This is a genomic window from Ferrimonas pelagia (assembly GCF_039543565.1).
GTDB lineage: Bacteria > Pseudomonadota > Gammaproteobacteria > Enterobacterales > Shewanellaceae > Ferrimonas > Ferrimonas pelagia.
This window is the reverse complement of record NZ_BAABJZ010000003.1, coordinates 45,785-57,784: the sequence shown is the minus strand read 5'-3', so window position 1 is coordinate 57,784 and position 12,000 is coordinate 45,785. Positions and strand designations below refer to the sequence as shown.

Here is a 12,000-nt window from a genome sequence, read left to right as displayed (position 1 = left end):
ATTGATGGAATAAAAAGATTAAATTCTGCAGCCAGGGCAGCCAGGGGCGATGCGCACGTTACCAGATTGGGAGGGCTATGAGTTGTGTTTGTGGTGCAGCTTCGAATGCGTGGAGTGTCATTAGACGCGCAGCCAAGTCATTATTAACATTACCTTTTTATTTTTGTCTCAGGTTCTCTCGATATCAATTGAACCGTGAGTGAGTCGATCTGTCCGGAGCCATATTGATCCGGGATGGGGCGTAAAGGAGAAGGGATGTCATTTTTGAGCGAAGCGAGGTGGCTTAGCTGTGTCGCTGCGACCTTGGCTTTGGTTCACCCCTGTGCGCAGGCGGGCGGGGTTCGCTGTGATGCTTTAGGTGGCGCTTTTGTTGCGTTGGCAGAAGATACGACGGCATGGAGTGCCAATCCGGCGGGTCCCATTGGCAACCGCGATCGTGAAGGCAATTCCGTGCTTGGTGTCACGGCTGAATTTAGCAGCATTTCGTCGCAGCAAGAAGATGGGAATTGGCATGACCCAGACACGGAGTTTACCGCGTTTGCCGCTCAAGTCGGCAGCTTTGGGTTGTTTTATGAAAGGGACGCCTTTACCCCAATTTACGACACAGGGCGGGAACTGGCCGGTTTCGAACAGTCTACACTCGGGCTCGCGTTGGGCACACGTCTGGGTGAGCGAGTCACTGTGGGGGCGACTCTGGATATGATGAGTCTGGACTCTCCGGACGGCAGTATGGCCTCCGAAGGCACGGGTTTCAGCCTCGGAATGCTGTGGCAAGCCGTGGATTGGCAAAAGGCCGTAGGCAGCACTCGCAGCTACTTCGGCTTGCGGCTTGGAGGTGCTTACCGGAGTGAAGTCATAGGGGATGAAGCGATAGGCGAAGATGACCCCATGCTCCGGGGCAGCCAGTACAGCTTAGGCACAGCCGCCAATGTTGCGTTTTTGTCGGATTACATCTCTTGGGATCTGAACTTGGCACTGCAATATGATCAGTTCGATAGCCTGCCAAATCTCGTTGCTATGGAAGAGTCGTTGTCGCGATTAGCGGTCGGGGTAGAGTGGAATTGGCTGTTGACGACGAACACCACGTTATCGCTGCGGGCCGGTCAACAGCAATACGAAACCGAGCAAGGGCTGCGCTCTGATGGGGCAAGCAGTTTCGGTATCGGGCTGGGATATAAGAACTTTGCCATCGACTTTGCCAGCAGTGAACAAGTCCTGCCCAAGCAGTATTCGGGCACCTGGCATCACGGCGTCGCGATCAGTGCTCAGTTCTAAAGGATTACAGATATGAAATTAGGATATACCGCCCTAGCACTGATGCTGCTGCCTTTTACTGTTAATGCCTACAAAACCAATATCGCAGCCCACGAGTTGTATTTGGAAGCTAAACGCGCATTGGAGCGCGGTGAGCTGATCCGGGCCGAAGATAAAGCAAAGCAGGCCCAAGCATTAAACGATCAGGATGGCTCTATTTTGCTCAAGCGGGAAAGTGTGCATCAGCGAGTCGGTTCGGGTCGTTTTGTTCGTCGCGATGTTGAATTTATCGATACCCGTAAAGAGTACCAGCCTGGTTGGGTGTTGGGTCAAGCTAGGCTGGAGGAAGCGCGAGCGGAAAAGCGCCAAAACCCGCCGCAATTGAAACTGAGATCCAGTGTAACGGCTTTGGATCGCAACATTGGCTGGCAGGCCGGTCACCCTGCGCAGATGCGCCTGGAGTTGAGTAACCTTGGTCGTTCAGCCGCCGAGAGTGTGGTTGTGTCGGTGTCTGCTAAGCAACAGGGGGTTATCCTATCCCAAGCGCAGTGGCGCCCTGGCGATCTGGCCAGTGGTGAGGATCAGATCTTTACGCTGGATCTGGACCTGCCTCGGGATTTTGCCCACGGTCAGGTCGACTTTGTTGTCACTGCAGAAGAGAAGGACAGCATTGGCGAAGATCGCATTACTTCTGCGGCGCAGGTTGCGGCCTATGTCCCGCCAGAAATCGAGGCTAGCTTGATGATACAGGAAGGGGTGGCGATCTCCGCCGGCGTCCCTGTCCAAGTAGAGATCGCGTTGGTCAACCGAGGCGGCGCGGCGCGGGAGCTGAGTGGGCGGCTGCAGGTGGAAAGCCGAAAGCTGATGACGTTTACCGAGGGCATTGAATTTTCGCGAAATCTGCCGCTGCTGCCCCAGCAGGAAGTCCGGATGTACGCCACTTTGCAACCTGGCATGAGAGTAAAAGAGGGCGAGTCGCTCAATTTCTTCCTGCAGCTCGAGGATCACAACGAGTTTGTCGACAAGCTGCCGTTGTCGGTGCGGGTGACTGGTGATCAGGTGGTTCGCAGTCACAGAGACTACAACTTTGCCAAAGCGGCGCAAACCAATCCGAATGCTTATGCTCTGGTTATTGGCAATCTGGAGTATCAGAACAACCACACGGTTTACCATGCGAATCGGGATGTGGAAGTGATGCAGAAGGTGTTCGAGCGCTCACTGGGGGTGCCGACCAGTCAGATCCTCACCGCAGAGGATGTCACGCTTGCGCAACTGCAGCGCTTGATGGCAGACCGTTCCACGCCGGGCTCCTTTGCTGCTTTGGTCGGGGACAATGCCGAAGCCGAAGTCTACGTATTCTACGCCGGGCATGGCTCGACCGCGGAGAACATTGGTTGGGAGCACTATCTAATGGCGACCGACAGTGACTGGCAAGATCTTCCCAGAACGGCGTTAAAGCTCTCTGAGATGATGACGGTCATTCAGTCGCTGCCTGGCAGTCGGCCCTCGATCTTCTTGGATACCTGTTTTAGCGGTGTGTCATCGACTGAAGAGGATAGCAACCGGTCATCGGTCCGGTTTGAAAGTGCATTTGAGTCGACTGGCAATGGCTATGACCTGTACCAAGCCAGTCAACACTGCGAAAGTCACCGCCATAGCCATCATGGTGCCCAGCAAGGTCTGTTTACCTATGTCCTAGCGCATGGGCTCAGTAACGATGCCGCCGAAGGTAAGAGCCTGACCAACGAGCAGTTGGGACAATACTTACGCACCCACATTCCAGGCATTGCCAACCAGCTGGGAGCCATGGCTCCGGAGCCGGTGATTGAGTTTGGCACCGCCAAACGTTTCTTGGCGGAATACCAGTGATGGGCAGAAATGAACGGTATCTTGCTTTGGTAACGCTAGTGTTGGCCAGCTTGTCTGGGTGTGCCTCGACGGAGCAGAGTTGCGAACAGGGGCTGTTCTCAGTGGATCCCAATGTCTATTTGTTCGAAGGACAGGGGGCGACCATTGATGAAGCCAACCGGGCCGCCCGGTCCGGTCTGGCACAGCAGATATTAAGCCAGGACAGCAGTTCGGATTTGCAATGGACTTCAACATCGAGCCAAAGCGTCGAGCACAGCAGTTTCAGCACGTCCCGCTCGGTTGCCCAGGTAGAGTTGGAACGGGCCCGAGTGATTGAGCAACGGCAGTGTGGCGGTAACTACTACGTTGCCGTCGAGCTGGATATGCGTCCGCTGGTCGTGCGAGCTCGAGAGGCTTTGGCAGCAGCGGGAATCCCGGGACAACCGAGCGGCTTTTACGGGAGCCCACTGTTGACGCGTTCAGTGGGGTCGCAGTTCCCTCCGGGGCATGGGCCTCGTCTTGAATTGCGACTGCAATGGGATCACGGCTGGTTGTTGCAGGTAGGGCCCGCCAGCGTGCCGCTTAGGCGCAGTGAGCTGGTCTCGGCCTTTGAGCAATTATCCGGCGCGACCGAGCTGGGGCTCAGTACGCAACGGATCGGTCATGGCGACATGCTGGAGATGACGTTAAGCGAGCTGAGTGCATTCCCATTGGATCTTCTGATCATCCACTTTGATGGGAGTTGGGAGCGAATTGGATTGCCAGCCAGTTTCGGGCAAAGCCGATCGTTGAGATTACAGGTGCAAAACCCCACGGAACGGGCTACGCAACAGCATTGGGTCTTGGCTCCTACGGCGTCGCTAGAGCTGTTGCAACGGGCCAGCGATGAGCATCAGTTAGCGACTTGGATCAATGGCTTGACGGAACGGGAAGTGCAGACTTTGTCATCCCAACGGCTTGAGATCTTGCCTTATAACAATTTGTCCCGTTAACGAAATAGGGATGTTCGAGCTGGCCAGCCGTGAAAGCACGATAGGTCGGTGGGGAAAAAATCACGATATGGAGTACGACCAATGAAAAAGTTAGTTGCCGCCATGATGGCATTGGGCCTAGTTGCCTGTTCATCAACCCCTAAATTTGTGTGCACCTTTCCAGACAGCAACGAAGTTGCACCTGAGTGGATGTGTCCTGAAAGTCAGGAAGAACGAGCTGATATGATCTTGGCGACCGGTAGCTATGAGGCTAGCAAAGCCTCTTACGCTCACAGGGAGCGGATGGCGATGCAAAATGCCCGCGCCAATCTGGTTCTGGAAGTGAATGCGCGAATGGCGGTTTCTGACAGCAGCAGTGAGGGCACGGAACGAGTCGGAAACAAAGAGCAAGTGGTTGCTGCGGATGGTTCCTCTGGCACCACGGTGACGGAGGCGGAGTTGGCTGGCACGCGTATGCTGGGTCGAGTGTCGGAAGATAGTGGGCGTTTGTGGGTGTTGGTTGGGATCCCGCAATCGCAGCTGCTGCAAGCTCGTGAGCGTGTTCTCGATTAATGATTCGAGACTCGTTCTCTATGACAAGGCTCACCATCCGGTGAGCCTTGTTTCGTTTGGATTGGGCTATTTCGACGCATTGTCGGGGAGCGGACCATGAAGTAAAGGCTGGCCTTTGGCTAAGCGCCGTAGCCAGAACCGGCCCGGGGCCAGCCGCGCTTGCTGATCACCGCTGAGCGGGCGGGGCTCCTCCAGCAGTTGGCTGGCCAGCAACTCGGCGCACAAACTGGCCGAGCACAGGCCGCGCGAGCCTAAACCGGAGAGCAGGTATAAGCCGGGTTGGCATCGGGTTTGCGCCGGTGTCATGCCGTCTTGAGTGTTGTCCCAATCCAGCACCGGGCCGGCTAACGGCAGGTGATCCCGCACCGTCGCTCGCACGGCGGCCCGACCGGAGTCGTCCAATTCAAGCTGCGTGTGCCACGCCAGCGCACCGAAGCTGCGCGTCATGCGCTGACGGATCTCGTCACGATCGGCCTCGCGCCAGTCGGTGTTGTCGTCACCGCGAACGAAACTGGCGCCACAGGTGAGTCGTCCATCCATGGACGGTACGAGATAACCATCGGCGCAGAGCACGGTCTGCAGTTTGGCGGTGTCATCTTGCGCCTCGGGGTAGCTGGTTTGGCCCCGTACTGGATTGAGCTGCAGCGGCGCGGTGGCCGCGAGTCCGGCGCTGCTGGCGCCCATGGCGAGCACCACTTGGGGGGCGTGCGCCGTGCGGTGGCCAAAATCCAGCAGCCAACGGCCTTGGTCACAGTGCAGGGCTTGCAGCGGGTGTTGATAGTGGCAGCTCAACAGGCCGGTGCGCTCGGCTTCGGCGAGCATGGCGAGGGTGAGATCTTTCGGGCAGATCCAGGCCCCCTGCGGATAATACACGCCATCTCGATCGATCGGCACGCCAGCCAGTTCGCTGCCCTGTTTGGCCGACACCCCCTGAACCAACTCACTGGGCAGGCCGCTGCCAGCCAGCTTGCGGATCTTGTCTCTACTTCTGTCGTCCACCGGCAGTTGCAACACGCCGCTGAGCCCGTGGTGGATCGTATGCTGTTCAGCCAATTGCAGCAGGCTCTGCCGGGCCAGCGGAAACGCCTGACTGTAAAATTGGCTCAATGCATCACCGCCGGCATTGAGCAGGGGATAGAGCGCGCCTTGGCGGCTGCCGGACGCGCCTTGCGCCGGGGCGTCATCGGCGCAGTACAGATCCACTTGAACACCGCGCCGACACAGGGCCAGCGCGGTGCTGGCGGCGGCCATGCCGCCACCGACGATGCTGACCGGCTCGAGTTCGCGGGATCGCGCGTCGCTGTCTGCAGCGTCGCTGTCCATGGGCAAGGTGCCGTAGATCATCTCTCGCTTGCCCATAAAGCCCTTGGCTTTTTTGACCTGATAGCCTGCCGCTTGCAGGCCGCGCCGCACGTCGCTGGCGGCGGTGAAGGTGGCGAAGCTGCCGCCGGGCCGGGACAGGCGTACCATGTGCTGATACAGCGCCGGTTGCCACATCTGTGGGTTCTTGCGCGGCGTGAAACCGTCCAGGAACCACGCATCGACCACGCCATTTCGACCCGCGTCCATCTGCGGCAGGGTATCGAGCACGTCGCCGAACCACAGATCCAGCACGATCTGGCCGTTATCCAACAGGAGACGGTGGCAACCTTGGGTTGCCGGTGGGTAGTGCTGGCGCAGTTGCATCGCCAGATCGGCAAATTCGGGCCATTGGCCGTGGGCCCGACGCAAGTCGTCCACATTCAGCGGATATTTTTCGACGCTGACAAAGTGCAGTCGCTGGCAGGCTGCGCTGGGGTGCTGACGGCGAAATTGCTGAAAATGGCGCCATAACACGAAGAAATTCAGGCCAGTACCAAATCCGGTCTCGGCCACAGTGAAAAGGCTTTGTTGGTGTTGCTGCCATCGTCCGGGTAAATGGTTATGATGCAGGAACACATACTCAGTCTCGGCCGCGCCATTCTTTTTAGAGAAGTAAAAGTCACCAAATTGGGTCGACAGCGGCGCGGCGGGATCGGACCAGTCGATATTGGCGGGGGTTAAATGGCTCACAACAGCCCTCAAAAGTCAGCATTTGGCGGCTATTCTACCGTGACTTGGGGAAAGCCGACCACTTTACACCGGGCTTCGCGCTAACATAGCTGCGGTTGAATTGAGTCTAAACACAGATAGGACGACACAGATGAAAAGAGCGGTCATTACCGGGATCGGCGTGATTTCGAGTATCGGTAACAACGCCGAAGAGGTCACTGCGGCCCTGCGTGCAGGTAAGAGTGGGATCAGCTACTCGGAACAGTTTGAAGAGATGGGGCTGCGTAGCCGCGTCTGGGGCGATCTGAAGATCACCCCGTCCGAACACATCGATCGCAAAGTGATCCGCTTCATGGGGGACGCGGCCGCTTACGCTTATTTGTCGATGGAGCAGGCGATCGCCGATTCCGGTTTGACCGAAGAGCAGGTCAGCAACCCGCGCACCGGGATCATCGCCGGTTGTGGCGGCGCTTCGTCGCTCAATCAGGTCCAAGCTGCGGATACGCTGCGCACCAAAGGCGTTCGCCGTATCGGTCCCTACCTGGTGCCACGGATCATGTCTTCCACGGCTTCTGCCTGTCTGGCGACGCCGTTTAAGATCAAAGGCGTGAACTACTCCATCAGCTCCGCCTGTGCCACCAGTGCCCACTGTATCGGCAACGCGGTTGAGCAGATCCAGCTGGGTAAGCAGGATGTGGTCTTCGCTGGCGGCTCCGAAGAGCTGCACTGGACCCTGGCCATGGGCTTTGACGGCATGGGCGCGCTGTCCACTAAGTACAACGACGATCCGACCAAGGCGTCCCGTACCTACGATGCCGATCGTGATGGCTTCGTGATCTCCGGTGGCGGCGGTATCGTTGTGGTGGAAGAGCTGGAGCACGCGCTGGCCCGTGGCGCCAAGATCTACGCGGAGATCGTGGGTTACGGTGCCAACTCCGATGGTTACGATATGGTGGCCCCTTCCGGTGAAGGCGCGTCCCGCTGCATGCAGCAGGCGCTGGACCAAGCTGCGGCCGCCGGTGCGGGCGAAGTGGAATACTTGAACACCCACGGCACGTCGACCCCGGTCGGGGATACCCGTGAGCTGGGCGCCATTCTCGAGACCTTCGGCAATGATCTGCCGCTGATCTCCGCCACCAAGGCGATGACCGGGCACGCCCTGGGTGCGGCTGGTGTGCACGAAGCCATCTACTCCTTGCTGATGCTGGAGCACGGCTTTGTCGCGCCAAGCATCAACCTGGATACGGTCGACCCAGATGCCGAAGGCATGCCGATCGTGAAAGAGTGTTTGGATAAGCAGCTGAGTACCGTCATGAGCAACAGCTTCGGTTTCGGCGGCACCAACGCGACGCTGATCTTCACCAAGCACAAGTAATTCGCGACGGCGAACCTTGGCTTTTTTCAACGGCCCGATGCTAGCGCACCGGGCCGTTGTTGTTTCTGCCCTTTTTTCAGGTGATATCGCGCACAGCGGCGGGATCTGGGCTGCGTCCCTGAGCGGCATCGGGTACACTGGATAGCCGGTTCGAGTGGCGCTGCAAAACAATGAAAATTCTAGCTGATGAGAATATGGCCAGCCTGGATCCGCTGTTTGCGGATCTGGGGGAAGTACGGCGTTTGCCGGGTCGGGCGATTGGCCCGCAAGATCTGCAGGACGTGGATGCGCTGTTGGTGCGCTCGGTCACTAAGGTGACGCCAGAGCTGCTGGCGGCGGCTCCGGCCCTGAAGTTTGTCGGTACCGCCACCATAGGCACGGATCACCTGGCGATCGAGGCGCTGGAGCAGCGCGGCATTCGCTGGACCAATGCCCCGGGCTGTAACGCCGATGCGGTGGGTGAGTATGTGTTGCAAGCCCTGCTGATCCTGGCGGTGAAAACCTGCAAGCCGCTGGCGGGACAAACCATCGGCCTGGTGGGGCTGGGCAACACCGGCTCGGCGGTACAAAAGCGCCTGTCGGCGCTGGGGATCGAGGTGTTGCGTTGCGATCCCCCCAAACAGCGCAGCGGTGCGGCGGGGCCTTGGTTTAGTCTGGCCCAGCTGATCGAGCGTTGTGATGTAATAAGCCTGCATGTGCCTTTGATAACCGATGGCGATGATCCCACCTTGGCCCTGCTTGATGAAGCGCGGCTTGGCATGCTCAAATCAAACGCTTGGTTAGTGAATGCATGCCGTGGTGAAGTGGTGGACAACGACGCGTTGATCCGAGTTAAGGCACGACGGCCGGATCTGCGTTTGGCGCTGGATGTCTGGGAGGGCGAGCCCCGCCCCAAAGCGGCTCTGGTTGAGCTGGCGGACATTGCCACGGCTCACATTGCCGGTTATTCGGTGGAGGGCAAGATCCGCGGCAGCCAGATGCTGCATCAGGCACTAGTACAGGGCCGTTGCCCCACCCCGGAAATGGCGACGTTGCTGGGCGATAACGCCTTGCCGCCAAGACAGCTTGAGGCTGAGCTGGACGATGCGGATCTGCTGGCGCTGATCCGCAGTGTGTACGATCTGGCCGAGGAAGACGGCTTATTCCGTGCGGCCTTGCCGGACGGATTTGATAAACGACGTCAGGCGAACCTCGCCCGACGAGAATTCAGTGCTTTGCCTGTGGTCCCTGCCACGTCGAAGCAAGCAAAGATGTTGGCCAATTTGGGCTTTACGGTAGAAGAGAAAAACGAACATGGCATATAACGTTGCAGTATTGGGCGCCTCGGGCGCCGTCGGTCAAACCATGATTGAGATCTTGGAGCAGCGGGGTTTCCCCGTGGCCAAATTGTTCCCCCTGGCCAGCGCCAACAGCGTCGGTAAAACCGTGAGCTTTAACGGTGAAGAACTCGATATTATCGATGTTGAGACCTTTGATTGGACGACGGCGGAGATCGGTTTGTTCAGCGCCGGTGGCAGTGTGTCGGAAAAGTATGCGTCGATCGCCGCAGATGCGGGCTGTGTGGTGATCGACAATACCTCGCACTTCCGTAACGATCCTGAGATCCCACTGGTGGTGCCAGAGGTGAACCCACACGCGCTGGCGGATTTCCGCAACCGCAACATCATTGCCAACCCAAACTGTTCCACCATTCAGATGCTGGTGGCGTTGAAGCCGCTGCACGATCAGTTCGGTATTGAGCGCATCAACGTGTGTACCTACCAGTCCGTGTCTGGTGCGGGCAAGCGTGCCATTGAGGAGCTGGCGAAACAGTGCAGCCAGTTGCTGCAGGGCATGCCGGCCACTACGGACGCGTTCGATCAGCAGATCGCATTTAACGTTTTGCCCAAGATCGACGTCTTTATGGATAACGGCTACACCAAAGAGGAGATGAAGATGGTCTGGGAAACCCAGAAGATCTTCGGTGACGCCGATATTAAGGTGAATGCGACCGCCGTCCGTGTGCCGGTGTTTTATGGTCACGCTGAGGCGATCCACATCGAGACCCGGATGCCAACCTCGGTGGATGAAGCCAAAGCCCTGCTGGCGCAAGCCCCAGGGGTGACCTTAATGGAGCAGGACGAGGATTACCCGACTCAGATCGGCAACGCACAAGGTCAGGACGATGTCTTTGTCGGTCGGGTGCGCCAAGATATCAGTCACCCTCAAGGTCTGAACCTTTGGGTTGTTGCCGACAACATCCGCAAAGGCGCGGCATTGAATTCAGTACAAATCGCCGAGCTTTTGGTGCAGGATTACCTGTAACGTACTGAAAAGTGGCAGTTCACTTGAAGAAAATAGGTGAACTGCCCAGTAATAACGAGTGGGAATGATGAACGACACCTTGAGTCGCGCGCTGCGCGCTGCTGCCTTGGGCAGTATGATGCTGGCGCTGCCAGCGACCGCCCAAACCCTGTATGTGACTGGGCCGGATGGCGAGGTTCAGCAGGTGGTGGATCAGCCACTGCAGCAGTATGGCCCAACCACGCGGACCGACACCCTGTGGCGGATCGCCAATGAAGTCCGGCCGGACAATGGGGTAACCGTTTACCAGGTGATGCAGGCGCTGTTTAACGCCAACCCCCATGCATTTACCAGCTCGAACTTCAACTCACTTGAACGCAATCGTGTTTTGACCGTGCCGACCCGAGCGGTGATGGCCGCGCTGCCCGCCAGTGAGGCCCGCAGTCAGGCCAAACAGCATGACAGCGCTTGGCAGCCTCCGGTCCTCAGCGGGTCAGGCCAAGCGGCGGCCGCTGGCGCGGCGCCTGCGGACACTGCCACCAGCGCAGGCGGAGATCTGACCGAGCTGCAGCAGGAGAATGCGCAGTTGTCGGCTGAGTTGGCGACGCAGGCTCAGCAGGCAGCCAAGGTTGATCAACTGCGTCAGGAGTTGGCCAGTACCGCGGATGAGATGGCGCAGATGCTGGAGCAAAATGCGTTGTTGCAGCAGCAGTTGGACACCCTCAGCCAGGAATTGACCCTGATGCAGCAGGCGCTCGATGAGCAACAGTTGCTCAACCATGCCCTAGAGCAGGAGCTGGACCGGCAGCGTAGCCAGCAACCCGCGACACAGCCGGTTGCGGATGCGGTGGTGAATGAACCTTTGGTGGCGACACCGCCGTCATTTTGGGCCGATCTTCTGGCAAACCCGGTTAAGTTGACCTTGCTGGCGATCGTGCCGGTTGGGCTGTTGATGGTACTGCTGTTGCTGTTGTTGCGTCGACGCAGCGACAGTGAAGCCGATGCGGTGCAGACCCAGTTGGGGGATCAGGAGCCCCGGCTGGCTGAGGAGATGCCGCAAGAGGAGGCTGTGGATAATGGTTTGTTGGAGCCGATCGCGTCGACGGAGCCGTCGTCCGCGGGGATCCAGCTTGACAGCGCGCTGAAGGATGAAGATATCCTGTCACTGGATGAACTGCTCAAGGAGCAGGAGCAGGAGCAGCAGCGGCAACAGGCAGGCACCGCTGAGCTTGCCGATCAAGTCGACATGGACACCTTACTCAATGCCGTGGAGCCTGAAGTCGGCGCGCCTGCGACGGTTCAGGTGCCGCCGGCGGATGAGCCGTTTATCGATATCGATAAGTTGCTGGAAGAGAGTGAACTGGCTGCTGAGGCCGATGAGTCCCCAGTCGCGCTGGAGACCGACACCATGGTGGCGATGAACGAAGCGCCGATGGATGAAGGGGGCAGTGCGGCCAAGCTGGATCTGGCACGCGCTTATATTGAGATCGAAGATACCGACAGTGCTCGCGCTTTGTTGAAAGAGGTGGCACTGGAGGGCGGTGATTCCCAGCGCTCGGAAGCGCAGATCTTGCTGGCGCAGCTGTAAGCGGAAATGACAGCAAACAACGGTGGCGCTCGCCACCGTTTTTTTTGGTCGCTATAATGCGCGCCCTAAGATTGATG

The 12,000-nt window shown here is 58.3% G+C and carries 9 protein-coding genes; 8 read left to right on the top strand and 1 reads right to left on the bottom strand.

Going from position 1 to position 12,000, the window contains the following annotated elements; translation table 11 throughout:
- The first annotated feature begins 255 nt into the window (after positions 1-255).
- From ABEA08_RS00775 to ABEA08_RS00760, 4 genes are all read left to right on the top strand, one after another.
- On the top strand, positions 256-1,275 hold the full coding sequence (locus tag ABEA08_RS00775) for a hypothetical protein (RefSeq protein WP_345332233.1): 1,020 nt from the start codon (positions 256-258) through the stop codon (positions 1,273-1,275).
- Positions 1,276-1,287: 12 nt separating this feature from the next.
- Positions 1,288-3,123: a caspase family protein gene (locus tag ABEA08_RS00770; RefSeq protein ID WP_345332231.1), complete on the top strand. Its 1,836-nt coding sequence runs from the start codon at positions 1,288-1,290 to the stop codon at positions 3,121-3,123.
- 26 nt (positions 3,124-3,149) lie between these two features.
- Complete coding sequence (locus ABEA08_RS00765) at positions 3,150-4,094, top strand: hypothetical protein (protein WP_345332229.1); 945 nt, start codon at positions 3,150-3,152, stop codon at positions 4,092-4,094.
- 81 nt (positions 4,095-4,175) lie between these two features.
- Positions 4,176-4,646: an LPP20 family lipoprotein gene (locus ABEA08_RS00760; RefSeq protein ID WP_345332227.1), complete on the top strand. Its 471-nt coding sequence runs from the start codon at positions 4,176-4,178 to the stop codon at positions 4,644-4,646.
- 66 nt (positions 4,647-4,712) lie between these two features.
- Here the strand turns inward: ABEA08_RS00760 and mnmC are convergent, their stop codons facing one another.
- The gene (gene mnmC / locus ABEA08_RS00755; RefSeq protein ID WP_345332225.1) at positions 4,713-6,698 is read right to left on the bottom strand and encodes a bifunctional tRNA (5-methylaminomethyl-2-thiouridine)(34)-methyltransferase MnmC2/FAD-dependent 5-carboxymethylaminomethyl-2-thiouridine(34) oxidoreductase MnmC1; all 1,986 of its coding nucleotides are present in this window, start codon (positions 6,696-6,698) and stop codon (positions 4,713-4,715) included.
- 130 nt (positions 6,699-6,828) lie between these two features.
- Here mnmC and fabB point away from each other — a divergent pair, with 130 nt between their 5' ends.
- The 4 genes from fabB (at position 6,829) to ABEA08_RS00735 (ending at position 11,923) form a co-directional block, all read left to right on the top strand.
- Positions 6,829-8,052 (top strand): beta-ketoacyl-ACP synthase I, encoded by a 1,224-nt coding sequence (gene fabB, locus ABEA08_RS00750; RefSeq protein WP_345332223.1) that lies wholly within the window; start codon positions 6,829-6,831, stop codon positions 8,050-8,052.
- 170 nt (positions 8,053-8,222) lie between these two features.
- Complete coding sequence (locus tag ABEA08_RS00745; RefSeq protein WP_345332222.1) at positions 8,223-9,356, top strand: 4-phosphoerythronate dehydrogenase; 1,134 nt, start codon at positions 8,223-8,225, stop codon at positions 9,354-9,356.
- Entirely contained in the window at positions 9,346-10,356 is a 1,011-nt protein-coding gene (locus ABEA08_RS00740) for an aspartate-semialdehyde dehydrogenase (protein ID WP_345332220.1), read from the top strand. The genes ABEA08_RS00745 and ABEA08_RS00740 overlap by 11 nt, the downstream gene beginning before the upstream one ends.
- A 64-nt stretch (positions 10,357-10,420) precedes the next feature.
- Positions 10,421-11,923 (top strand): FimV/HubP family polar landmark protein, encoded by a 1,503-nt coding sequence (locus ABEA08_RS00735; RefSeq protein ID WP_345332218.1) that lies wholly within the window; start codon positions 10,421-10,423, stop codon positions 11,921-11,923.
- Positions 11,924-12,000 lie beyond the last annotated feature (77 nt).